Genomic DNA, 22,850 nt, shown 5'->3' with positions numbered 1-22,850 from the left:
GTTACTATCGCAATAACGGCGGATGGAAGGTGGTAGGTATGGACTGGAATACCGGGCAAACCGTGCACAGTACCGTATTTAACGACAATATCTGCGGCAACGGCATTTACGCGCAGATGGAGTTTATGCCGGATGGCGATCTCCTGATGAATAGCATCCTGGGGCCAATGAGGGTGCAATTGCCCGGCGGAACCGTGCTGCCGTTATGAGGACGCAATGAGGGCGCAACGGCGTCCTCATTCTTTTTTATTGTGTAACCGTTGATGCCGTATCAGAGTGCGAAGAAACAGGAAAAACAGCGCACCGAGCGCGCACCAGAATACGCCGCTCAGCAGCCAGGCCAGCTCCTGCCAGAGGCTTCGCGTGGACACAAAAAGCAACCGCATCAGCACCAGGCACAGCGGTGCCGCCAGCATTGCCCCTAACAGCGGCTTAACAACCTCGCCTTCGCGCGAGAGAAAACTCGCGGCCACGCCAGGCAGAATGAAAAAGAGCAGTCCCAGTTCCGGATGCCCGGAGGCTCTGAATGCCCCCTTAACATTAAACGCTAATGACATACAGACAACGGTGAACAGTAAGAAACAGCTTATCGCCCCTGCCCATTTTCCTTTAATGTTCAAATTATCCTCCTGACTTCTCTATCAAATAAAGTTTCGTCGCGTGGACACCCGATCGGATAAAGTTATGCGGCAATCCTTGCCAAAACCCGCATACGGTTATGCGATAATGAGTAGCCGTTGGTAGCTAATGCGATTAAACTATCCAGCTGCTATTGTCTTAGGGAATTTTTTTGGCCGCAGGGAGTGTAGAAGTATTCCCTGGCACTGAAAACAGTAGCCCAAAATGTCCTTTCATTCAACAACTTACTGGTAAACAAGAAGTTAGCCTCCGTGAATATAAACGTCGCAGACTTGTTAAATGGGAATTACATCCTGTTATTATTTGTGGTACTGGCGCTGGGCCTTTGCCTGGGTAAATTGCGCCTGGGTTCAGTACAACTTGGTAATTCCATTGGCGTTTTAGTCGTCTCCTTATTATTAGGTCAGCAGCATTTCAGCATTAACACAGACGCGCTTAACTTAGGTTTTATGCTGTTTATTTTTTGTGTTGGTGTGGAAGCGGGTCCTAACTTTTTTTCCATTTTCTTCCGCGACGGCAAAAATTATCTGATGCTGGCGCTGGTGATGGTCGGCAGTGCGCTGCTGATCGCGTTAGGGCTGGGTAAACTGTTTGGCTGGGATATCGGGTTAACGGCCGGTATGCTGGCAGGCTCCATGACCTCGACGCCGGTTCTGGTGGGTGCAGGCGATACCCTGCGCCATTCCGGTATGGCCGGGGCACAGCTTTCTACCGCACTCGATCACCTGAGCCTGGGCTATGCCCTGACCTATCTGATTGGTCTGGTGAGCCTGATTGTGGGCGCGCGCTACCTGCCGAAACTGCAGCATCAGGATCTGCAGACCAGCGCCCAGCAAATCGCCCGCGAGCGTGGTCTGGACACGGACTCCAAACGAAAAGTTTATCTTCCGGTGATCCGCGCTTATCGCGTCGGGCCAGAGCTGGTCGCCTGGGCGGACGGTAAAAATCTGCGCGAGCTGGGGATTTACCGCCAGACGGGTTGCTATATCGAACGTATCCGTCGTAACGGCATTCTGGCGAACCCGGACGGCGACGCGGTACTGCAGATGGGCGACGACATCGCGCTGGTGGGTTACCCGGATGCCCACGCGCGGCTGGACCCAAGCTTCCGTAACGGTAAAGAGGTATTCGACCGCGACCTGCTCGACATGCGTATCGTCACCGAAGAGATTGTGGTGAAAAACCACAACGCCGTCGGACGTCGTCTGGCGCAACTGAAACTGACCGACCACGGTTGCTTCCTGAACCGCGTGATCCGCAGCCAGATTGAGATGCCTATCGACGATAATGTCGTCCTGAATAAAGGTGACGTGTTGCAGGTCAGCGGCGACGCACGCCGCGTAAAAACCGTCGCTGACCGTATCGGTTTTATCTCCATTCACAGCCAGGTCACCGACCTGCTGGCCTTCTGCGCCTTCTTTATTGTTGGCCTGATGATTGGGATGATCACTTTCCAGTTCAGCAACTTTAGCTTTGGCATCGGTAACGCCGCCGGGCTGCTGTTTGCCGGGATTATGCTGGGCTTCCTGCGAGCGAACCACCCAACCTTCGGCTACATTCCGCAGGGCGCGCTGAACATGGTGAAAGAGTTCGGTCTGATGGTCTTTATGGCGGGTGTCGGCTTAAGCGCCGGTAGCGGCATTGGCCACAGCCTGGGCGCCGTCGGCTGGCAAATGTTGGTTTCCGGACTTATCGTCAGCCTGGTACCGGTGGTGATCTGTTTCCTGTTTGGTGCCTATGTGCTACGCATGAACCGCGCCCTGCTCTTCGGGGCAATGATGGGTGCACGTACCTGTGCGCCAGCGATGGAAATCATCAGCGATACCGCCCGCAGCAACATCCCGGCGCTGGGTTATGCGGGTACCTACGCTATCGCTAACGTACTGCTTACGCTGGCAGGTACGCTGATCATCATCATCTGGCCTGGACTCGGATAACTCTTAACTTTGCGCGTAACGAAAAAATTTTCGTTACGCGCAGAACTTTTTTATCAGGGGGCAGTCATAACTAGTGCCACTGCTTTTCTTTGATGTCCCCAATTTGTGGAGCCCATCAACCCCGCCGTTTTGGTTCAAGGTTGATGGGTTTTTTGTTGCCTGAAATTCTCTGCTCCATCATCCCCCTCTTCCCTCCCCCGCCTCAAACATATATGCTTAAACAAATATGTATAAACTATCCGCAGGGTTCAACCATGCTCCACCCGCTCCAGCTTTTCAAAACCCTCTCCGACGAAACGCGGCTCTCCATCGTCATGCTTCTGCGTGAAGCGGGCGAACTATGCGTCTGCGATCTCTGCTCCGCAACCACGGAGTCACAGCCGAAAGTCTCGCGCCATATGGCCTTACTTCGCGAGTCCGGGCTGGTTATCGACCGTCGTGAGGGGAAGTGGGTCTATTACCGTTTGTCTCCGAACATGCCTGCGTGGGCAGCTACCGTCATCGATAACAGCTGGAACTGCCTGCGGGAAGAAACGCGTGCAAGGCTAAAGAATAGCCTTCCAGGGACGTGTTAAATACATTCATTAAAACAGATATAACGGGGTAAGCGATGTTTCTGGCAGGGGCAATTTTTCTGTTTACGCTGGTACTGGTCATCTGGCAGCCCAAAGGGCTCAGTATCGGCTGGAGCGCGACGATTGGCGCAGTGCTGGCGCTGGCCAGCGGCGTGATCCACCTTAACGATATTCCGGTGGTGTGGAATATCGTCTGGAATGCCACGGCGACGTTTATCGCCGTTATTATCATCAGCCTGCTGCTGGATGAGTCCGGCTTTTTCGAGTGGGCGGCGCTGCATGTCGCCCGCTGGGGAAACGGTCGGGGGCGTTTGCTCTTTACTTATATCGTGCTGCTGGGTGCGGCCGTTGCGGCGCTGTTTGCTAATGATGGTGCAGCGTTGATCCTGACACCTATCGTCATCGCCATGCTGCTGGCGCTGGGGTTCAGCAAGCAGGCCACGCTGGCGTTTGTGATGGCGGCAGGTTTTATCGCCGATACCGCCAGCCTGCCGCTGATTGTCTCGAACCTGGTCAACATTGTGTCGGCAGACTTCTTTAAGCTGGGGTTCAGCGAATACGCCTCGGTGATGATCCCGGTTGATATCGCCGCGATTGCTGCCACGCTGGTGATGCTGCATCTGTTCTTTCGCAAGGAAATTCCACCGGAATATGATCTTGCGAAACTCCGGGAGCCCGCCCGGGCCATTCACGATCTCCCGACGTTCAGAACAGGCTGGATAGTGCTACTGCTTCTTCTCGTCGGCTTCTTTGTGCTTGAGCCTCTCGGCATTCCGGTCAGCGCCATTGCAACAGCTGGCGCGCTGATTTTATTCGCCGTTGCAAAACGCGGACACGCGATTAATACCGGAAAAGTGCTGCGCGGCGCACCGTGGCAGATCGTCATCTTCTCACTGGGGATGTATCTGGTGGTCTACGGTTTGCGTAACGCCGGGTTAACCGAATACCTTTCAGGCGTGCTGAATGCGCTGTCCACCCACGGTTTATGGGTGACTACTCTGGGAACCGGGTTCATCACCGCCTTCCTGTCATCCATAATGAACAATATGCCCACGGTGCTGATTGGCGCGCTCTCTATTGATGGCAGCACGGCAACAGGATTGATTAAAGAAGCGATGATTTACGCCAACGTGATTGGCTGCGATCTGGGGCCAAAAATCACGCCTATCGGTAGTCTCGCCACCCTGCTCTGGCTCCACGTGCTGGCGCAAAAAAACATGACCATTACCTGGGGCTACTATTTCCGGACGGGCATCATCATGACGCTGCCGGTTCTGTTTGTGACGCTCGCCGCGCTGGCGTTACGTCTCTCCTTCACACTGTAATGAGCCACTGATATGACCAACATCACCATTTACCACAATCCCGCCTGCGGCACCTCGCGCAACACGCTGGAGATGATCCGCAACAGCGGCACCGAGCCAGAGATCATTCTCTATCTGGAAAATCCGCCGTCACGCGATGAACTGATCAAACTGATTGCCGACATGGGCATTTCGGTGCGGGCGCTGCTGCGTACAAACGTGGAGCCCTATGAGCAACTGGGTCTGGCAGAAGAGACGTTCACTGACGACCAGCTTATCGGTTTTATGCTGCAACACCCGATCCTGATTAACCGTCCGATTGTGGTGACGCCGCTGGGCACCCGCCTGTGCCGCCCATCTGAAGTGGTCCTCGATATTCTGCCGGATGCGCAGAAAGGGGCATTTACGAAAGAGGACGGTGAAGCCGTCGTGGATGCCAGCGGGAAAAAAATCACTCAGAAATAGAGGCGGGCCTGCAGGCTAGCGTTCCCCCTCGCCTGCAATCCTTCCCACCATCGCCCGGATCTCCTCACGCGTTAGCGGCGCTCTGTCGGTGACAAAGTGTAGCGTCATTCCTTCGATAAAGGCGTCCAGCGCGCGGGTGGTGACCGGGTCAAACCACTGTTCAAGCGTCGTCTGGCTCATCTGCATCCAGTCCTGCATTACCGTTTTCAGCGCCGCGCTGCGGTGCATAAAAGTGTAGAGCTGGTACATCAGCGCCATGTTGTGCGGCGTCGTCACCTGCGAGCTGTGGATCAGCGTGGTGATAGATTCACACGCCATCTCCGGGCTGGTTACCCCCGCGAAGAAATCACGGTATTGCTGCGACATCTGCCGGGTAAACCACGTGAACGCCTCTTCCAGCAGCGACTCCATGCCGTCAAAATAGTAGGTCATCGACCCCAGCGGAACCCCGGCACAGCTGGCGATTTTACGGTGCGTGACGGCATGGATACCGTGCTCAGCAATGGTGTCCAGCGTCGCCTGCAGGATCTTCTCCCGGCGATGCGGATCGTTTGGTGGTCTGCTCATACATGCCTCATCTGATTTGTGTACAAATGTACACAAACTTGCTAGTGTTGTCGCTATTGTTGTGCTTCTGGTGCTTATCTCAATGACTCTGACCTCACCCCGTAAGGCCCTGCGGTTGCGCATGTGGGCGCTTTTCATGTTCTTCTTTATTCCGGGTCTGCTGATGGCGTCCTGGGCCACGCGTACCCCGGCGATCCGCGATATTTTGTCGGTCTCCACCGCGGAGATGGGCATTGTGCTGTTTGGCCTGTCGATAGGCTCAATGAGCGGTATTCTCTGCTCGGCGTGGCTGGTGAAGCGCTTTGGTACCCGGGCGGTGATCCGCACCACCATGTGCTGCGCAATACTGGGGATGCTGGTGCTCAGCGTGGCGCTGTGGTATGCCTCGCCGGTCATGTTTGCCCTGGGTCTGTTGATCTTTGGTGGCAGCTTTGGCGCGGCGGAAGTGGCCATTAACGTTGAAGGGGCTGCGGTCGAGCGCGAGATGAATAAAACCGTGCTGCCAATGATGCATGGCTTTTACAGCCTTGGCACGCTGGCCGGTGCGGGCGTGGGCATGGCGCTGACGGCCTCCGGCGTGAGCGCGAATCTGCATATCCTGCTGGCCGCGCTGATCTCTGTTGTGCCGGTGCTGACCGGTATCCGCGCCATTCCGGACGGCACGGGCAAGAACACCGCTGATGAACACAAAACGGCGGAAAAAGGGCTGCCGTTCTACCGTGATTTCCAGCTGATGCTGATCGGCGTGGTGGTGCTGGCGATGGCATTTGCCGAAGGCTCCGCCAACGACTGGCTGCCGCTGCTGATGGTGGACGGACATGGGTTTAGCCCGACCTCTGGCTCGCTGATCTACGCCGGGTTTACGCTTGGGATGACCGTCGGACGCTTTACCGGCGGCTGGTTTATTGACCGCTACAGCCGCGTGGCAGTGGTGCGCGCCAGCGCCCTGCTCGGCGGGCTGGGCATTGCGATGATCATCTTCGTGGATGTGGACTGGATTGCCGGCGTATCGGTGATCCTCTGGGGCCTGGGTGCCTCACTTGGCTTCCCGTTGACCATCTCCGCCGCCAGCGATACCGGCCCGGATGCCCCGACGCGCGTCAGCGTGGTGGCAACCACAGGCTATCTGGCCTTCCTGGTCGGGCCGCCGCTGCTGGGCTTCCTGGGTGAGCACTACGGGCTGCGCAGCGCCATGCTGGTGGTGTTAGGGTTGGTCATGATTGCGGCGCTGGTGGCGCGCGCCGTGGCGAAGCCGGAAAAAGAACAAACGACACTGGAGAAGGGATATGAGCGTTAAACTGATTGCAGTCGACATGGATGGCACCTTCCTGAGCGACGCGAAAACCTACAATCGCGAACGTTTTCTGGCGCAGTATGCGCGTATGAAGGAGCAAGGTATTCGCTTTGTGGTGGCCAGCGGTAATCAGTATTACCAGCTGATCTCCTTCTTCCCGGAGATTGCGCATGAGATTGCGTTTGTCGCCGAAAACGGTGGCTGGGTGGTCAGCGCCGGAGAAGATGTTTTTAACGGTGAACTGTCGAAAACGCACTTCGACACCGTTGCTGCCGTGCTAAACGACGTTCCCGGCATTGAGATTATCGCCTGCGGCAAAGGCAGTGCCTATACGCTCAAAGCCTATGACGATGAGTTCAAAGCTATCGCCGCGAAGTACTATCATCGCCTCGAAATGGTGAGTGATTTCGACAACCTGAACGATATTTTCTTCAAGTTCGGGCTCAACGTTTCTGACGATGAAATCCCGCGCATACAGGCCATGCTGCACGAAAAACTCAACGACATTATGGTGCCCGTCACGACCGGCCACGGCAGTATTGACCTGATTATCCCCGGCGTGCATAAAGCCAACGGCCTGCGGATCCTGCAACAGCGCTGGGGCATTGACGACAGCGAGGTGGTGGCTTTCGGTGACAGCGGGAACGATGTGGAGATGCTGCGCCAGTCAGGCTTCAGCTTTGCGATGGCGAATGCCAGACCGCATATTAAAGCAGCGGCGCGGTTTGAAGCGCCGCATAATAACGAGGAAGGCGTACTGGATGTGATTGATAAGGTGCTCAACAGAGAAGCACCGTTTAATTGATTCCGTGCGCTCTGGTGCCCTCACCCTGCCCCTCTCCCACCGGGAGAGGGAATAAGAATTATGGCTGCAGGGCGTTCCCGACGCGTTTGTCTTTCAGGAACATCACCATCAGGATAACCCACAGCACGCCGTTGGCGAGGTTAAACAGGCTGAACAGACCGTTGCCGCCGAGCGCATAAGCGTGCTTGCTCACCTCGATCCCGACGGTAAAAATCAGCATCTGCAGCATCCCCATCGCCGCCGAAACGGTGCCTTTGCTCATCTCGCTGGCAAACAGCGTCAGACGCACCAGCCCGGCATTCGCCACGCCAATACCGAAGGCATAAATACTCAACCCCGCCGTCATCCACAGATAGGCATGAGATGATACCACCGTCGCCACCGCGGCCACGGTAAGGCCCGCCGCAATCGGCCAGCCGCCCATGATGATGAGCGAGCGCACCGTGCGTCGTGATGTCAGACGCGCCAGCACCAGGTTACCGATAATCAGTGCGCCAAAAATCGGCACCTGCAGCAGCCCGTACTCGTAGCTGCTGAGCTGTTCACCGCTGATGATAATGACCGGTGACTGGGCGATCCACGCCAGCAGCGGCAGGCTAACAAAGCCCGTCGCCAGCGCGCCTGCCACAAAGCGGCCGTTTTTCAGCACTGCTTTATAATCCCGTCCCAGCTCTTTCAGCGACAGCGTCTCACCCAGTCGGGTGGCCGTTTCCGGCATTGCGCGGTGCAGGCCGAAGAATGCGATGGCGGCCAGCACGGCGAAGAGCACAAACATGCCTTCCCACGGTGCCACATGCACCCACGCGGCGCCCACCAGCGGCCCCAGCAACGGAGCAATCAGCGCCACGTTCGCCATCAGCGCGGTGATTTTGATACACACCGCCTCCTCAAAGGACTCCTGAATAGCGGCATACCCCACGGCACCGATAAAGCACAGGCTTACCCCCTGCAGGAAACGCAGCAGGGTGAACTGTTCAATGTTTTGCGCCAGCAGCGTGGCGAGACAGGTCACAATAAACCACACCACGCCCGTCAGCATCACCGGACGGCGGCCAATACGATCCGACAGCGGCCCTAACAGCCACTGTAAAAACATGCCGCCAGCCAGATAGGCGGTCATAGAGGTCGGCACCCATTCAATACCTGCGTTGTATTGCGCCACCACGGCCAGCATACCGGGCTGAATCATATCGTTGCCGATATAGGTAGAGAACTCGTAAAGCACCAGACACAGAGGGAAAAGTAACGCCTGACGACCCAGACGCGTACCCGAAGAAGAACGGTTTAACATGCAATCTCTTTATGATGAAAAAATCGCGATGAGTGTAATGAATTGCCGCTGTCTGAGATAGCAAATTATCCAGAAGAAACAGAAATAAAGCATTTATCGTCGTTGTTTAAGGTTTCCTTAAGTTGACACCAATATGATAGCCATATTTCACGCTGCCAACCAACTCTATGACCCGCATATCCCCTCGTTCAGAATTGTCTAAGTTACAGACAAATAAGACAAAACAACTTTACCGCCTGCCTGTGCGCTTTTATGGTTATCAGCTTTTAGTGCTGATCGCCCTTGCCGTGGTGTTTACCTGGCTTTCTCGTGGCGAAACGCTTGATAAATGGATCACTGGCTTTTGGTATGACGCGGCAACACACCGTTTCCCGCTGCAGAAAAACCCGCTGCTGGATCTGCTGAACCACCGGCTGGCGAAGTACATCGCTATTGCCATGGCGGTGGGTGCGTTGTTTTACGGTGCCTGGAAGCGCAATGCGAGACTGGTCACTGCCGCACTGCTGATGGGGCTTGGCACGCTGGTGGTTGGCGTGCTGAAAAGCCTGAGCCATCACAGTTGCCCGTGGGATCTGGTGGAGTATGGCGGTAAAGCCGTCTCTTACCCCCTGTTCAGTTCCGCTCCGGCAGACAGCGGTCCTGGCCGCTGCTTCCCCGGCGGCCATGCGTCCAGCGGCTTTATGGTGATGGGTCTGTTCTTTGCCTTCTGGCGCGAGCGTCCGCGTCTCGCCTGGAGCTTTGTGGCCTTCGGCGTGGTGTTAGGTCTGGCGATGGGCTTTGGTCAGGTCATGCGCGGGGCGCATTTTTTCTCTCACAACCTGTGGGCTGGGTGGTGGGTCTGGTTTTCCCAGGTAGCGGTCTACGGCCTCGTTTCTGCCTGGTTTGCTAAAGAGTAAAAACGCTATGTTAGAGAATCTGAATTACCAGCTGTTTTATCTGATCAACGCCACCCCGGCCTCGCCTGAGTGGATGATCGATTTGGCCACTTTCCTGGCAAAAGATCTGATCAGTATTGTGCCTGTGCTGGCGGCTATCCTCTGGCTGTGGGGACCGCGCAGCCAGGTCAACGCGCAGCGTCAGCTGGTGATCAAAGTGGCGATGACGCTCGGGGTCAGCGTGCTGGTCAGCTATGTTCTGGGTCTCGCCTTCCCGCACGATCGTCCTTTTGTCGAACACGTCGGCTATACCTTCCTGCACCACGCGCCGGATGACTCGTTCCCAAGCGATCACGGTACGGTGATCTTTGCTTTTGCGCTGGCCTTCCTGTTCTGGCATCGCCTGTGGTCAGGTGCGCTGCTGATGGCCATTGCGGTCGCCATTGCCTGGTCTCGCGTGTATCTGGGCGTACACTGGCCGCTGGATATGGTAGGCGGCTTCCTGGTGGGGCTGATCGGCTGCGTCAGCGCGGCGATCCTGTGGAACCTCTTCGGGCTGGCGCTGTATCGCGGACTCTCGTCTCTCTATCGCACCCTTTTCGCTATCCCGATCCGCAAAGGCTGGATACGTGACTAACCCCGGTATGACAGGTTACACTTGAGCCCCCGCCCTGCGGGGGCTCACTTTTTCATCCTGAGGATCTATGGAAACACGCCGCGATGACCGCATAGCTCAGTTGATACAGGCGCTGAAGCGCAGTGATAAGCTTCATCTTAAGGAAGCCGCTACCCTCCTCGGCGTTTCAGAGATGACCATTCGCCGTGACCTGAACAGCGAGAGCGCGCCCGTCGTGCTGCTGGGCGGCTATATTGTGCTGGAGCCACGTAGCGCCAGTCATTATCTGATCAGCGATCAAAAGACACGCCTGGTTGAAGAGAAACGCAAAGCCGCCCGTCTGGCGGCCTCTCTGGTACAACCGCACCAGACGCTGTTTTTTGACTGCGGCACCACCACGCCGTGGATAATCGAAGCCATCGACAGCAGCATCCCCTTTACCGCCGTGTGCTACTCGCTGAACACCTTCCTGGCCCTTCAGGAGAAACCCGAGTGCCGGGTGATCCTCTGCGGCGGTGAGTTCCACGCCAGCAACGCCATTTTTAAGCCGCTCAATCTTCAGGACACGCTCAGCAATTTGTGTCCGGATATCGCGTTTTACTCCGCGGCGGGCGTGAGTACCCGTCAGGGGGCGACCTGTTTTAACCTGGAAGAGCTGCCGGTAAAACACTGGGCATTAAGCGCCGCGCAGTACCATGTGCTGGTGGTGGATCACAGCAAGTTCGGCAAGGTGCGTCCGGCACGGATGGGCGAGCTGGCACAGTTCAATGCCATCGTCAGCGATTGCCGCCCGGATGAAGAATACGTGACCTACGCGAAGGCGCAGCAGGTGAAGTTAATGTATTGAGAGGGGTGCGGTCTGATGCCCTCACCCCGGCCCTCTCCCACTGGGAGAGGGTGAAAAGCTGGAAGACTTAACTAAACCAGCTGCCAAACCAGCTATGGAATTTCATCATCACGAAGTCCCACATCCGGCTGAAGAAGCCGCCCTCTTCGACCGCTTCCATCACAATCAGCGGACGCTGTTCAATCGACTTACCGTTTAACTGGAAATCAATCGTCCCGACCACCTGGCCTTTTTTCAGCGGCGCGGTGAGCTGCGGATCGGTCAGGGTATAGCTCGCTTTCAGGTTTTTCAGCTGACCACGTGGAATGGTCACCGACCCGGCTTCACCGGCCCCCAGGTTCACTTCACTCTTGTCACCAAACCAGACGCGCTGGCTGACGAACGTGGCATCCGGTTTAATCGGCGTCACGGTTTCAAAGAAGCGGAAGCCCCAGGTCAGCAGTTTTTCTGACTCGTTAAAACGAATACGGTCGGTTTTGGTGCCCAACACCACCGAGATCAGACGCATGTCACCCTGGGTCGCGGAGGCCACCAGGTTATAACCCGCCCCGGCCGTGGTGCCGGTTTTCATCCCGTCAACGTTGACGTTGCTGCTCCACAGCAGACGGTTGCGGTTCGGCTGGCGGATTTTATTAAAGGTAAACTCTTTCTCTTTGTGGATGGCATATTCGTCCGGCACATCGTGGATGAGCGCCTTGCCGAGCAGCGCCATATCGCGCGCGGTACTGAACTGGCCCGGCGCATCCAGACCGTGGACGGTTTTAAAGGTGGTGTTGGTCAGACCCAGCTTTTGCGCATAGCCGTTCATCAGGCCAATAAACGAGTCCTGGCTTCCCGCAACATAATCTGCCAGGGCGATACAGGCATCGTTGCCGGACTGGATAATCACCCCTTTATTCAGATCGGAAACGGAAACCTGATCGCCCGGTTTCAGGAACATTACCGATGACCCGCGCAGCGCCGGGTTGCCGGTCGCCCAGGCGTCCTTCCCGATAGTGACCATATCGTCGAGCTTGATCTTACCCGCCTTCAACGCCTGGCCAACCACGTAGCTGGTCATGATTTTGGTCAGGCTGGCCGGGTCGAGTTTCTCATCCGCATTGCCTTCCGCCAGCACTTTACCGCTGGAGTAATCCATCAGGATCCAGGCACGCGCATCTACCGGCGGCGCTTCGGGCGCAGCCTGCTCAGCCGCATAGAGAGTTGGTGCAAACAGGAAAAGGAGCGCGGAGCCTGCCGCCAGGCTGCGCAGAGAAGTCATTTTTCGCGTCATAAATGCCACCCGAGTGTCCATTCAAAAATTACGTCACATCACCGTGTCGCAAGAAGCGATGAGTAATAGCGCACTAAAACGGTTAATGAAACCCAACGAGGGTAAAGTTATTAAAGTTTATGCAATAACATTCAGATACGCTTTGATTAAAGCGATTTTTTTCTCTTCTGTTGCGTAATTGTTAGGTTTATCTCACCATGGCGAAAAGCTGACTCGGATTCACATCTTATCGGGAGTAATTATGATTACGCTGTGGGGAAGGAATAATTCGACCAACGTCAAAAAAGTGCTCTGGACGCTGGAGGAGTTGGATTTACCGTTTAACCAGATAATGGCGGGTTTGCAGTATGGGGTTAATAAAGACGCCGACTACCTGGCGATGAACCCGAACGGCCTGGTGCCGCTGCTGCGCGATGATGAGACGGACGCCACGCTGTGGGAATCCAACACCATTGTCCGCTACCTGGCCGCCCAGTATGGACAAGGCCGTCTGTGGGTAGAAAATCCGGCCCGCCGCGCGCAGGGGGAAAAATGGATGGACTGGGCCAACCAGACGCTCTCCCCCACGCACCGCGTGATCCTGATGGGGCTGGTCAGAACCCCCGAAGCCGAGCGCGACTATCCCGCCATTCATGCGGCGCAGGACGCCTGTGAAAATCTGTTTGCGATGATGGACGATGAGCTGGCGAAACACGCCTGGTTCTCGGGTGCCGACTTCGGCGTGGGCGACATTGCCGTTGCGCCATTTGTCTGGAACCTGACCAACCTCGGTCTGACGTGGACGCCGCGCCCTCACCTGGCGCGCTGGCTTAAACAGCTGAGCGAACGCCCGGCCTACCGTAACGTGGTGATGATTCCGGTAAGCTGATCACCTCCCGGACGGGCTGACTTTCAGCAACTGCCCGTCCGTTTCATCGGTCAGAACATACAGATAGCCGTCCGGACCGACGCGCACATCGCGAATGCGCTGTTTCCGGTCGCCCAGGATCCGCCCGTCCTCGGTCACCGTGTTGCCGTTCACGCTCAGCACGATCACATCCTTCTCTTTCAGCGCCCCGATAAACAGCTTGTTTTTCCACTGCGGGAATACGTCACTGTTATAAAACGCCATTCCGCTCACGGCGGGCGAGACTTTCCAGACAAACAGCGGTTTTTCGGTTCCTTCAACGTGTTCACCTTTCGCCTCAGGAATTTTTAATCCGCTGTAGTTGATACCGTGGGTCGCCAGCGGCCAGCCATAGTTTTTCCCTTTCTCCGGGATGTTGATCTCATCCCCGCCACGCGGGCCGTGTTCGTTAAGCCACAGCGTGTCGCTCCACGGGTTCATCGCCATCCCTTGCGGGTTACGAATGCCATAAGACCAGATTTCCGGCCGCGCACCGGCGGTGTTCACAAAGGGGTTATCCGGCGGGACTTTGCCATCCACCGTCAGGCGTACCACTTTCCCCTGGAGTTTATCCAGATCCTGCGCCGTCGGGCGCTGGTTGTTTTCGCCCAGCGCAATAAACAGATAGCCTTTGCCATCAAACACCAGCCTTCCGCCAAAGTGGTGACCGGTGGAGAGTTTCGGCATCTGACGGAACACCACCTGGAACGCCTCAAGGCGGGAAAGATCGTCGCTTAAGCGCCCATAACCCACTGCCGTTCCGGCTTTGCCGTCAGCGCCTGCCTCGGCGTAGCTCAGCCAGACGCGGCGCGAGGTGGCAAAATCCGGCGCAAGCACCACGTCCAGCAGCCCTCCCTGTCCGTTGTCCCAGACTTTGGGCACCCCTGTTATCGGGTCTGACAGCCCTTTCCCGGCCTGCCAGTGTTTCAACTGGCCGCCCTTCAACGTCACGAGCAGCCCTTTGTTATCCGGCAGGAACGCCAGCGACCAGGGGTGTTCGAGTTTGTTCTGCAATACCTCAACCTTAACCGCATCAGGTGCAGCAAGGAGCGAAAACGGAAATAACAACGCAGGCAGGAAAATCAGCGAGGATCGGTGCATAACGCGCTCCTTTATCGGCATATGGCATAAAGATTAGCCACTACGTCCGGGCGCGTTATCACTTTTACAAAAGCTTAATCAGAAGGGGGAGTTGCCTCCCCCGGAATCAGTGCTGTTCAAGCTTCGCGTGCTCGTTCAGACACATGATGCATAGAGAGAGCGTTGTCAGGCAGTTTTCAAGCTTCTCCGCGTTTACTGCGATAAAAGTCGGGCAGTCATGGCGTCCGTTCATCAGACAAACCCCGGCAATGGAGAGCACCTCGGCGGCGCGGCGCAGCGCAATACATTCGCTTTCGGCGTATTCCGCTTTCAGGATGGGTGCTTTTTCACGCATGAAATTGCAAAGTTCAAAGAAATTATCACGCAGATGTTCGCTTTCGCTGACTGACATATACCCTTTCGCCTTCCTCAGCTGCAGATATGCGGCAAGGTCGATTCGGGCGTTGATCAGCTTGTTCAGCAGATCGCGTTTCAGTCTGTCAACGGACATGCTCATTCCTCCTCTGTCAGCCCCTGTGCACAGTCAGAATAAGGTTATTTTTTGTACAGTTTAATGCCTGAGATCAATTATTCTTAACTGATTAACATTATTTACAATGTTACAACTTGCGCGGACATCATCTGCACTGCAAAGAGTGTATAAATCCCCCGCGATACGCTGTAAAATCCCGCCCTGATAACTCCATAATTGATGAATTTTTAACCTATGAGCAATGTTACGCACCCGCCGAAAATCGGCTTTGTCTCCCTGGGCTGCCCGAAAAACCTGGTGGATTCTGAACGCATCCTGACCGAACTTCGCACCGAGGGCTACGACGTGGTGCCAAGCTACGACAACGCCGACATGGTGATCGTGAACACCTGCGGGTTTATCGACAGCGCGGTTCAGGAATCCCTGGAAGCCATTGGTGAAGCCCTGACGGAAAACGGCAAAGTGATTGTGACCGGCTGCCTGGGCGCAAAAGAGGACCAGATCCGTGAAGTGCACCCGAAGGTGCTGGAGATCACCGGTCCACACAGCTACGAGCAGGTGCTGGAACATGTTCATCACTACGTACCCAAGCCTAAGCACAACCCGTTCCTGAGCCTGGTGCCGGAACAGGGGGTGAAGCTGACGCCGCGTCACTACGCTTACCTGAAAATTTCCGAAGGCTGCAACCATCGCTGCACCTTCTGCATTATCCCGTCCATGCGTGGCGATCTGGTGAGCCGCCCGATTGGCGAAGTGCTGGCAGAAGCCAAACGTCTGGCCGATGCGGGCGTGAAGGAGCTGCTGGTGATCTCCCAGGATACCTCCGCCTACGGCGTGGATGTGAAGCACCGTTCCGGTTTCCACAACGGCGAGCCGGTGAAAACCAGCATGGTCGGCCTGTGCGAACAGCTCGCTAAACTGGGCATCTGGACGCGTCTGCACTACGTTTACCCTTATCCGCACGTTGACGACGTCATCCCGCTGATGGCCGAAGGCAAAATCCTGCCGTACCTGGATATCCCGCTGCAGCACGCCAGCCCGCGTATCCTGAAGCTGATGAAACGCCCAGGCTCCGTTGACCGCCAGCTGGCGCGCATCAAGCAGTGGCGTGAAATCTGCCCGGATCTGACCCTACGTTCGACCTTCATCGTTGGCTTCCCGGGTGAAACCGAAGAAGACTTCCAGATGCTGCTCGACTTCCTGAAAGAGGCCCGTCTGGACCGCGTAGGCTGCTTCAAGTACAGCCCGGTTGAAGGCGCAACCGCTAACGAGCTGGCGGATCAGGTGCCGGAAGAGGTAAAAGAAGAGCGCTGGAACCGCTTCATGCAGCTGCAACAGCAGATCTCTGCTGAACGTCTGCAGGAGAAAGTGGGCCGCGAAATTATGGTCATCATCGACGAAGTTGACGAAGAAGGCGCGATTGGCCGCAGCATGGCGGATGCCCCTGAAATCGACGGCGCGGTGTACCTGAACGGGGAAACCAACGTTAAGCCGGGTGACATCATTCGCGTGAAAGTGGAAAACGCCGACGAGTACGACCTGTGGGGTAGCCGGGTTTAAATACCCAGCGCCTGTTTTGTAGGCCGGGTAAGGCGTAGCCGCCACCCGGCACATTCCACTGCCCTACCCCTTAATCCTCGGATCCAGCGCATCGCGCAGCCCATCCCCCAGCAGGTTGAACGCCAGCACGGTCAGGAAAATCGCCAGACTCGGGAATATCGCCACGTGCGGCGCAATCACCATATCTGCCCTCGCCTCGTTGAGCATCGCGCCCCACTCCGGCGTCGGTGGCTGGGCCCCTAATCCCAGAAACGACAGGCTGGCGGCGGAAATTATCGACACGCCGATACGCATCGTAAAATAGACAACAATCGACGACACCGTACCCGGCAGAATATGGCTGAACAGGATGTTGGCGTCGCTGGCCCCCATACTGCGGGCGGATTCAATAAAGGTCTGCTGCTTCAGTACCAGCGTATTACCGCGCACCAGGCGGGCAAACGCCGGGATCGAAAAGACCGCGACGGCGATGATGACGTTTGCCATGCCGCTGCCCATAATGGCGACAACCGCAATTGCCAGCAAAATGCCGGGGAAGGCAAACAGCACGTCGCAAATGCGCATAATGATCCGGTCCCACCAGCCCTCGTAATACCCTGCCACCAGACCCAGAACGGTCCCGATGACCGCACCGATAAGCACCGCAAATACCCCGGCGGCGAGCGATATCTGCGCGCCCATCAGCACGCGGCTAAAAATATCGCGCCCCAGAGAGTCCACGCCGAACCAGTGCATCATCGACGGTCCGTCATTCAGACGGTCGTAATCAAAGTAGTTTTCCGCATCATACGGTGCCACCCACGGCGCAATGGCGGCCACCACAATCAGCAGCAGTACAAACAGCCCCGCCGTCATGGCAACAGGCTGGCGACGAAAGCGCCGCCAGAATTCAAACCATGGAGTGCGGATATGGTCCGGCTTCAGCCCCGGCATAGCGTTTACAATGGCCTGACGACGCCAGTTCAACAATCGCATCTTACTTATACCTGATGGCCGGATTAATGGCGGCGTACAGCACATCCACCACTAAATTGATAAGAATAAATTCCAGCGAGAAGAGCAGAACTTCCGCCTGAATGACCGGATAGTCGCGCATCTCGACCGAATCCACCAGCAGGCGCCCCAGCCCCGGCCAGTTGAAGACCTTTTCCACCACGATAGAGCCCCCCAGCAGGAAGCCGAACTGCAGCCCCATCATGGTCACCACCGGGATCATCGCGTTGCGAAAACCGTGCTTGAGGATGACCCACTTCTCGCTCACCCCTTTCGCCCGTGCGGTACGGATATAATCTTCACTCAACACGTCAACGAACGACGCGCGGGTGAAGCGCGCCATCACCGCGGATACGGCCGCGCCCAGCGTCATGGACGGCAGGATGTAGTGCTTCCAGGTATCGGCCCCGACGGTGGGCAACCAGCCCAGTTCCACGGAGAAAATCTGCATCAGGAGCATCCCCAGCGCAAAGGCAGGGAAAGAGATCCCGGTCACCGCCAGCGCCATGCCGAGCTTGTCCGGCCAGCGGTTGCGCCAGACGGCAGCGACAATCCCGGCGCCAAGCCCAAACACCACCGCCCAGCACATGCTGGCAATCGTTAACCAGAACGTAGGCATAAACCGGCTGGCAATCTCTTCCGACACCGGACGACGCGACACCATCGAGATACCAAAATCGCCCTGCAGCACGTTGCAAATATAATGGAGAAACTGCATGTACAGAGGCTGGTCGAGACCAAGCTGTTTGCGCACCAGTTCAATGACGGTGGCATCCGCCTCTGGCCCGGCCACCAGACGCGCCGGATCGCCCGGCAGCAGATGGACAAACAAAAACACCAGTACCGCCACAATCAGCAGCGTCGGGATAAGCCCCAGCAGGCGTTTACAAACATAATTGAGCATGAGTGTTATTTTAAATCCGCATCGTCAAAGCTAAAGCCCGTATCCGGCATGATGTAAAACCCGGTCAACGCTTTGTTATGCGCCGAAACCAGTTTTTCCACCACCAGCGGTACCCACGGCGACTCTTTCCAGATGATATCCTGTGCGTCTTTGTAGAGGCGCGCTTTCTCATCCGGTTTGGTGGTTTTCAGCGCATCGGCAAGATTTTTATCCACCTGTGGGTTGCTGTAGAACGCCGTGTTGAACAGGGTCGGCGGCCAGTTCTGCGAGGCGAACAGCGGCGACAGCGCCCAGTCAGCCTCACCGGTAGAGGCCGACCAGCCGGTGTAGAACATCCGCACGCCGCTCTCTTTCTGCCCTTTCCCTTCCACTTCTGCTGCACGCTGCCCGGCATCCATCGCGGTGACCTGCACCTTAATACCGACCTGCGCCAGCTGCTGCTGGGTAAACTGCAGCACTTTCTGCGCGGTACTGTGATTATGGGATGACCATAGCGTGGTGCTAAAGCCGTTCGGGAAGCCCGCCTCTTTTAACAGTTCACGGGCTTTCGCCGGATCGTATGGCCACGGCTGATAGCTTTGCGCATAGGCAATAGCCGGTGGCAGCACGCCGGTGGCCGGGGTGGCGAAGCCCGCGAAGGCCACTTTTACCAGCGCCTGACGGTTAATCGCGTAGTTGATGGCCTCGCGCACTTTGGGATTATCAAACGGCTTTTGCGTCACGTTCATGCTGATGTAACGCTGCATAATGGACGGACTGGCCACCAGCTCCAGCTTGCTGTTCTTCTGCAGGATCGCCGCCTGCTCGTACGGGATCGGGAAGGCAAACTGCGCTTCGCCTGTTTGCAGCATCGCCGCGCGGGTGTTGTTATCCACCACCGGACGCCAGGTGATGGTGTCGAGCTTCGGCAGCCCCTGCTGCCAGTAGCCGGCGAATTTCTTCACCTTTACAAAGTCCGTCTGGTTCCAGGTCACCAGCTCATACGGGCCGGTACCGACCGGATGGAACCCAATCTCTTTCCCGTATTTTTTCAGGGCCGCAGGCGAGATCATCGCCGTCGCCGGATGCGCCAGAATATTAATAAAGGCCGAGAACGGCTCTTTCAGGGTAATTTTTACCGTTGTCGGATCGACGGCCTCGGTGCTGGCAATATTTTTATAGAGGTTGTAGCGCTTGAGGCTGTTTTCCGGGTTGCTGGCGCGGTCGAGGTTAACCTTCACCGCCTCCGCGTTGAAATCGGTGCCATCCTGGAACTTCACGCCGGTTCTGAGCTTAATGGTATAGACCAGCCCATCATCCGAGACGGTGTACCCCTCTGCCAGCACATTTTTCAGCTTCATCTCTCTGTCCAGGCCAAACAGCCCCTGGTAGAACGACTTGGCGACCGCCTGCGACAGCGTATCGTTGGCGTCATAGGGATCGAGGGTGGTGAAATTGGAGCCGACGGCAACCACCACATCTTTGGCAGCGAACGCGGGAGAGGCGGCCAGGGCTGCCGTCACGCTCGCGGCTAACAGCCATGTACGAGCAACAAATTTAACCATTGTGTTCTCCTGCCTGTTGTACGTTATAACCGCGAAAATGCATTGTCCTGACGCGGAGGGGCAACAAAATGTCCGGGGCCCACTTCACGCAGCGTGACCCGCTCCATGACCTCACCCCGTTTACGAATATTGCTCGGCATCTCATCCTGCAGCAGCACGCGCTGCCCGTGACGGTGTTCGGGATCGGCAACCGGTACTGCAGACATCAGCTTACGGGTGTATGGGTGCTGCGGGTTCTCAAACACCGCCCGCCGCGGACCAATCTCGACGATTTGCCCCAGATACATCACCGCCACGCGATGGCTGATGCGCTCCACCACCGCCATGTCGTGGGAAATAAAGAGAAAGGCAATCCCCAGATCCCGCTGTAAGTCGAGCAATAAATTGATGATTTGCGCGCGGATAGAGACATCCAGCGCCGAGACAGATTCGTCTGCGATCACCACTTTTGGGTTCAGGGCCAGCGCGCGGGCAATACAAATTCGCTGCCGCTGACCGCCGGAAAACTCATGCGGGTAACGCCAGGCATGTTCCGGCTTCAGCCCCACGCGTTCCAGCAGCCACGCCACCCGACGCTGTGCGGCTTCGCCGTCGAGCAGGTTATGCACCCGCAACGGCTCCATAATCGAATACCCCACCGTATGGCGCGGGTCCAGAGACGCATACGGATCCTGAAAAATAAACTGGATATTCCGCCTCACCGCCTGAAGCTTACTGTCAGGAAGGGTGTCGATACGTTCGCCGTTAAAGGTAATGCTCCCTTCCTGCGACTCCACCAGCCGAAGTAACGCGCGTCCGGTGGTGGATTTGCCGCAGCCCGACTCCCCCACCAGCGCCAGCGTTTCGCCTGGCCATAAATCAAAACTGACATTTTCAACCGCGTGCACTTCACGCTTTACGCGGTTGAAAATGCCGCTGCGCAGAGGAAAACGGGTCACCAGATCCCGCACCTCAAGAATGGGCTTGCCGGGGACCACGGTGTCCTGCTCGGTTTCCTCTTCCTGGCGGCCCGCCGCCTCAAGGGAAATCAGCGGGAAACGGCGCGGAAGATCGCTGCCGTTCATCGCTCCCAGACGCGGAACCGCCGCCAGCAGCGCTTTGGTGTATGGGTGGGCGGGCGCATGGAAAATCTGCTCTACCGTGCCGGTTTCTACCGCCCTGCCCTGGTGCATCACCAGCACGCTATCGGCAACATCCGCGACCACGCCCATATCGTGGGTGATAAACATCACCCCCATCTCCATCTCCTGCTGCAGCACTTTGATAAGCTGCAGGATCTGCGCCTGAATGGTGACATCCAGTGCCGTCGTCGGCTCGTCCGCAATCAATACCGCCGGACGGCATGAGAGCGCCATGGCAATCATCACCCGCTGACGCATCCCGCCGGAGAGCTGATGCGGATAGCGGCCGAGTATGGACTGCGACTCCGGGATACGTACCAGCTCCAGCATCCGTTTGGCTTCCAGAAGGGCTTCATCGCCGCTCAGTCCCTGATGCAGGCGGATGGATTCGGCAATTTGCTCTCCAACCGGGAAGACCGGGTTCAGCGAGGTCATCGGCTCCTGGAAGATCATCGCGATATCCGCCCCGCGCACGCCCTGCATCTGTGCTGCGCTCAGCTCGTTTAAATCAATGACCTGACGATTGCGACGGCGCAGAAGCATCTTCTCGCTGCTGATTTGCCCGCCCGTCTGTTCCAGCAGGCGCATCAGCGCCAGCGCGGTGACCGATTTCCCGGAGCCGGACTCCCCCACAATCGCCAGCGTTTCGCCGCGGTTGAGTGAGAACGATAAATTCTCTACTGCGGGGATGAACTGCCGCTCCTCCTGAAACGCAATATTCAGCTGATGGACAGCCAGCACTTCGCGGTTATCCAGCTCTTCACTGTGCGGCACGCGTTGCCCCCTTATTCACGATAGATCCCGGTGCTGGGTTCATCACCGGCATAGCCCCAGGCGCGGTACATCCCTTCGCTGTTGAACGGCAGGGCTACGTTACCCTCACGGTCCACCGCAATGAGTCCACCCTCACCGCCCAGCGCGGGCAACTTTTCCATAACCACACGCTCGCAGGCCTCACTCAGGCTGAGCCCGCCGTAATCCATCAGGGCGGTAATGTCGTATGCGGCGAGCGCGCGAATAAACACTTCGCCGGTCCCGGTGCAGGAGACCGCCGCCGTGGCGTTATTGGCATAGCACCCGGCGCCCGGCAGCGGACTGTCGCCAACCCGGCCCGGTAGCTTGTTGGTCATGCCGCCGGTTGAGGTGGCCGCCGCCAGATTACCAGCCTTATCAAGCGCCACCGCGCCAACCGTGCCCATTTTGGTGGTTTCATTGAGCGGTGAGGAGTGATCCAGCTGGGTCATGCCCGCCGTACGGGCTGCCAGCAGCTGCTGGTAGCGCTCGTCAGTGGAAAAAAGATCCGGCGATACCCGCTCCATCCCGTGTGCGAAGGCAAAGTTCTCCGCCCCAACGCCCGTCAGCAGCACATGAGGACTCTCTTCCATCACCAGTCGCGCCGCCAGAATCGGGTTGCGCAGATGGCTCACGCCCGCCACGGCCCCTGCTTTCAGGGTGACGCCATCCATCACGCAGGCATCCAGCTCGTGCGTCTCGTCACGCGTATACACGGAACCTATCCCCGCATTGAACAGCGGACACTCTTCCAGCAGACGTACCGCTTCGGTCACCACATCCAGCGCGCTTTCGCCCGCCTCCAGCATTCGCTGGCCCGTTTCGACAATGGCGTAGAGCGCATCAATGTAGCGCTTCTCCTGCTCAGGACTGAGCTGTGCACGGGTAATAGCCCCGGCGCCGCCATGAATTGCGATTACCGCATTAACCATTTCGCCTCACCTGTCAGCCTGCATGGCGGCTTTTTCTATAAATATCATTATCGTTGA

At 56.9% G+C, this 22,850-nt stretch carries 22 protein-coding genes and 1 pseudogene; 12 read left to right on the top strand and 11 right to left on the bottom strand.

Annotated features, from left to right (window positions below; all coding sequences use genetic code 11):
- Positions 1 to 209: hypothetical protein (locus AK59_RS1000000124975; protein ID WP_231501496.1), on the top strand; the 209-nt coding region annotated here is incomplete at its 5' end.
- A gap of 27 nt (positions 210 to 236) precedes the next feature.
- Here the strand turns inward: AK59_RS1000000124975 and AK59_RS0112220 are convergent.
- Positions 237 to 620, bottom strand: coding sequence for an inner membrane protein YbjM (locus AK59_RS0112220; RefSeq protein WP_013097375.1), 384 nt, complete (start codon positions 618 to 620; stop codon positions 237 to 239).
- A 270-nt stretch (positions 621 to 890) separates the two neighbouring features.
- Here AK59_RS0112220 and AK59_RS0112215 point away from each other — a divergent pair, with 270 nt between their 5' ends.
- From AK59_RS0112215 to arsC, 4 genes are all read left to right on the top strand, one after another.
- Entirely contained in the window at positions 891 to 2,576 is a 1,686-nt protein-coding gene (locus AK59_RS0112215; protein ID WP_014169303.1) for an aspartate:alanine antiporter, read from the top strand.
- Between the two features lie 254 nt (positions 2,577 to 2,830).
- On the top strand, positions 2,831 to 3,151 hold the full coding sequence (locus AK59_RS0112210; protein ID WP_029882880.1) for a metalloregulator ArsR/SmtB family transcription factor: 321 nt from the start codon (positions 2,831 to 2,833) through the stop codon (positions 3,149 to 3,151).
- A gap of 35 nt (positions 3,152 to 3,186) precedes the next feature.
- Complete coding sequence (locus AK59_RS0112205) at positions 3,187 to 4,476, top strand: arsenic transporter (RefSeq protein WP_029882879.1); 1,290 nt, start codon at positions 3,187 to 3,189, stop codon at positions 4,474 to 4,476.
- Positions 4,477 to 4,488: 12 nt separating this feature from the next.
- The gene (gene arsC / locus AK59_RS0112200) at positions 4,489 to 4,920 is read left to right on the top strand and encodes a glutaredoxin-dependent arsenate reductase (RefSeq protein WP_013097418.1); all 432 of its coding nucleotides are present in this window, start codon (positions 4,489 to 4,491) and stop codon (positions 4,918 to 4,920) included.
- A gap of 15 nt (positions 4,921 to 4,935) precedes the next feature.
- Here the strand turns inward: arsC and AK59_RS0112195 are convergent, their stop codons facing one another.
- On the bottom strand, positions 4,936 to 5,487 hold the full coding sequence (locus tag AK59_RS0112195; RefSeq protein ID WP_029882878.1) for a TetR/AcrR family transcriptional regulator: 552 nt from the start codon (positions 5,485 to 5,487) through the stop codon (positions 4,936 to 4,938).
- Between the two features lie 82 nt (positions 5,488 to 5,569).
- Between AK59_RS0112195 and AK59_RS0112190 the strand changes: the two genes are divergently transcribed.
- Both AK59_RS0112190 and AK59_RS0112185 read left to right on the top strand, forming a co-directional pair.
- On the top strand, positions 5,570 to 6,784 hold the full coding sequence (locus AK59_RS0112190; protein WP_029882877.1) for an MFS transporter: 1,215 nt from the start codon (positions 5,570 to 5,572) through the stop codon (positions 6,782 to 6,784).
- A complete protein-coding gene (locus tag AK59_RS0112185) occupies positions 6,774 to 7,586 on the top strand; it encodes a Cof-type HAD-IIB family hydrolase (protein WP_023620241.1) in 813 nt (270 codons plus the stop codon). The genes AK59_RS0112190 and AK59_RS0112185 overlap by 11 nt, the downstream gene beginning before the upstream one ends.
- A gap of 58 nt (positions 7,587 to 7,644) precedes the next feature.
- On the opposite strand, the gene AK59_RS0112180 is transcribed toward AK59_RS0112185, so the two are convergent.
- Complete coding sequence (locus tag AK59_RS0112180; protein WP_013097422.1) at positions 7,645 to 8,877, bottom strand: MFS transporter; 1,233 nt, start codon at positions 8,875 to 8,877, stop codon at positions 7,645 to 7,647.
- 167 nt (positions 8,878 to 9,044) lie between these two features.
- Between AK59_RS0112180 and AK59_RS0112175 the strand changes: the two genes are divergently transcribed.
- The 3 genes from AK59_RS0112175 to deoR all read left to right on the top strand — a co-directional run bounded on the left by AK59_RS0112175 (position 9,045) and on the right by deoR (position 11,215).
- Positions 9,045 to 9,773, top strand: a complete 729-nt coding sequence (locus AK59_RS0112175) for a phosphatase PAP2 family protein (protein ID WP_029882876.1) — start codon at positions 9,045 to 9,047, stop codon at positions 9,771 to 9,773.
- A 7-nt stretch (positions 9,774 to 9,780) separates the two neighbouring features.
- Positions 9,781 to 10,389, top strand: coding sequence for an undecaprenyl-diphosphate phosphatase (gene ybjG / locus AK59_RS0112170; RefSeq protein WP_020689884.1), 609 nt, complete (start codon positions 9,781 to 9,783; stop codon positions 10,387 to 10,389).
- 67 nt (positions 10,390 to 10,456) lie between these two features.
- Positions 10,457 to 11,215: a DNA-binding transcriptional repressor DeoR gene (gene deoR, locus AK59_RS0112165; RefSeq protein ID WP_013097425.1), complete on the top strand. Its 759-nt coding sequence runs from the start codon at positions 10,457 to 10,459 to the stop codon at positions 11,213 to 11,215.
- 67 nt (positions 11,216 to 11,282) lie between these two features.
- Here the strand turns inward: deoR and dacC are convergent, their stop codons facing one another.
- The gene (dacC, locus tag AK59_RS0112160) at positions 11,283 to 12,488 is read right to left on the bottom strand and encodes a serine-type D-Ala-D-Ala carboxypeptidase (RefSeq protein WP_014831210.1); all 1,206 of its coding nucleotides are present in this window, start codon (positions 12,486 to 12,488) and stop codon (positions 11,283 to 11,285) included.
- 241 nt (positions 12,489 to 12,729) lie between these two features.
- Here dacC and AK59_RS0112155 point away from each other — a divergent pair, with 241 nt between their 5' ends.
- Entirely contained in the window at positions 12,730 to 13,356 is a 627-nt protein-coding gene (locus AK59_RS0112155) for a glutathione S-transferase family protein (RefSeq protein WP_013097428.1), read from the top strand.
- Here AK59_RS0112155 and AK59_RS0112150 read toward each other — a convergent pair whose 3' ends face one another.
- Positions 13,357 to 14,475, bottom strand: coding sequence for a PQQ-dependent sugar dehydrogenase (locus tag AK59_RS0112150; RefSeq protein ID WP_013097429.1), 1,119 nt, complete (start codon positions 14,473 to 14,475; stop codon positions 13,357 to 13,359). It abuts the gene before it with no gap.
- A gap of 106 nt (positions 14,476 to 14,581) precedes the next feature.
- Positions 14,582 to 14,965, bottom strand: a complete 384-nt coding sequence (gene bssR / locus AK59_RS0112145; protein WP_013097430.1) for a biofilm formation regulator BssR — start codon at positions 14,963 to 14,965, stop codon at positions 14,582 to 14,584.
- Between the two features lie 216 nt (positions 14,966 to 15,181).
- Between bssR and rimO the strand changes: the two genes are divergently transcribed.
- Complete coding sequence (rimO, locus tag AK59_RS0112140) at positions 15,182 to 16,507, top strand: 30S ribosomal protein S12 methylthiotransferase RimO (protein WP_013097432.1); 1,326 nt, start codon at positions 15,182 to 15,184, stop codon at positions 16,505 to 16,507.
- A gap of 63 nt (positions 16,508 to 16,570) precedes the next feature.
- Here rimO and gsiD read toward each other — a convergent pair whose 3' ends face one another.
- The 5 genes and pseudogenes from gsiD to iaaA all read right to left on the bottom strand — a co-directional run bounded on the left by gsiD (position 16,571) and on the right by iaaA (position 22,793).
- Positions 16,571 to 17,482, bottom strand: coding sequence for a glutathione ABC transporter permease GsiD (gene gsiD, locus AK59_RS0112135; RefSeq protein WP_029882874.1), 912 nt, complete (start codon positions 17,480 to 17,482; stop codon positions 16,571 to 16,573).
- 1 nt (position 17,483) lies between these two features.
- On the bottom strand, positions 17,484 to 18,404 hold the full coding sequence (gsiC, locus tag AK59_RS0112130) for a glutathione ABC transporter permease GsiC (RefSeq protein WP_020689877.1): 921 nt from the start codon (positions 18,402 to 18,404) through the stop codon (positions 17,484 to 17,486).
- A 5-nt stretch (positions 18,405 to 18,409) separates the two neighbouring features.
- Entirely contained in the window at positions 18,410 to 19,948 is a 1,539-nt protein-coding gene (gene gsiB, locus AK59_RS0112125) for a glutathione ABC transporter substrate-binding protein GsiB (protein ID WP_029882873.1), read from the bottom strand.
- Between the two features lie 23 nt (positions 19,949 to 19,971).
- Entirely contained in the window at positions 19,972 to 21,843 is a 1,872-nt protein-coding gene (gene gsiA / locus AK59_RS0112120; protein ID WP_029882872.1) for a glutathione ABC transporter ATP-binding protein GsiA, read from the bottom strand.
- Positions 21,830 to 22,793 (bottom strand): annotated as a pseudogene (gene iaaA, locus AK59_RS0112115) (beta-aspartyl-peptidase). The gene gsiA and the pseudogene iaaA overlap by 14 nt, the downstream one beginning before the upstream one ends.
- Between the last annotated feature and the right edge of the window lie 57 nt (positions 22,794 to 22,850).

The sequence above is a fragment of the Enterobacter sp. T1-1 genome (assembly GCF_000710795.1).
Classification (GTDB): domain Bacteria; phylum Pseudomonadota; class Gammaproteobacteria; order Enterobacterales; family Enterobacteriaceae; genus Enterobacter; species Enterobacter cloacae.
Note: the sequence above shows the minus strand (reverse complement) of the source record. Positions and strands in the feature narration are given on the sequence as shown.

Excerpts from the sequence above, each read along its gene's own strand:
- AK59_RS0112180 (WP_013097422.1), bottom strand. The coding sequence starts at position 8,877 with ATGTTAAACCGTTCTTCTTCGGGTACGCGTCTGGGTCGTCAGGCGTTA.
- AK59_RS0112155 (WP_013097428.1), top strand. The coding sequence starts at position 12,730 with ATGATTACGCTGTGGGGAAGGAATAATTCGACCAACGTCAAAAAAGTG.
- AK59_RS0112190 (WP_029882877.1), top strand. The coding sequence starts at position 5,570 with ATGACTCTGACCTCACCCCGTAAGGCCCTGCGGTTGCGCATGTGGGCG.
- AK59_RS0112205 (WP_029882879.1), top strand. The coding sequence starts at position 3,187 with ATGTTTCTGGCAGGGGCAATTTTTCTGTTTACGCTGGTACTGGTCATC.
- dacC (WP_014831210.1), bottom strand. The coding sequence starts at position 12,488 with ATGACGCGAAAAATGACTTCTCTGCGCAGCCTGGCGGCAGGCTCCGCG.
- AK59_RS0112150 (WP_013097429.1), bottom strand. The coding sequence starts at position 14,475 with ATGCACCGATCCTCGCTGATTTTCCTGCCTGCGTTGTTATTTCCGTTT.
- rimO (WP_013097432.1), top strand. The coding sequence starts at position 15,182 with ATGAGCAATGTTACGCACCCGCCGAAAATCGGCTTTGTCTCCCTGGGC.
- AK59_RS0112210 (WP_029882880.1), top strand. The coding sequence starts at position 2,831 with ATGCTCCACCCGCTCCAGCTTTTCAAAACCCTCTCCGACGAAACGCGG.
- gsiD (WP_029882874.1), bottom strand. The coding sequence starts at position 17,482 with ATGCGATTGTTGAACTGGCGTCGTCAGGCCATTGTAAACGCTATGCCG.
- AK59_RS0112175 (WP_029882876.1), top strand. The coding sequence starts at position 9,045 with ATGACCCGCATATCCCCTCGTTCAGAATTGTCTAAGTTACAGACAAAT.
- arsC (WP_013097418.1), top strand. The coding sequence starts at position 4,489 with ATGACCAACATCACCATTTACCACAATCCCGCCTGCGGCACCTCGCGC.
- deoR (WP_013097425.1), top strand. The coding sequence starts at position 10,457 with ATGGAAACACGCCGCGATGACCGCATAGCTCAGTTGATACAGGCGCTG.
- gsiC (WP_020689877.1), bottom strand. The coding sequence starts at position 18,404 with ATGCTCAATTATGTTTGTAAACGCCTGCTGGGGCTTATCCCGACGCTG.
- ybjG (WP_020689884.1), top strand. The coding sequence starts at position 9,781 with ATGTTAGAGAATCTGAATTACCAGCTGTTTTATCTGATCAACGCCACC.
- AK59_RS0112185 (WP_023620241.1), top strand. The coding sequence starts at position 6,774 with ATGAGCGTTAAACTGATTGCAGTCGACATGGATGGCACCTTCCTGAGC.
- gsiB (WP_029882873.1), bottom strand. The coding sequence starts at position 19,948 with ATGGTTAAATTTGTTGCTCGTACATGGCTGTTAGCCGCGAGCGTGACG.
- bssR (WP_013097430.1), bottom strand. The coding sequence starts at position 14,965 with ATGTCCGTTGACAGACTGAAACGCGATCTGCTGAACAAGCTGATCAAC.
- AK59_RS0112195 (WP_029882878.1), bottom strand. The coding sequence starts at position 5,487 with ATGAGCAGACCACCAAACGATCCGCATCGCCGGGAGAAGATCCTGCAG.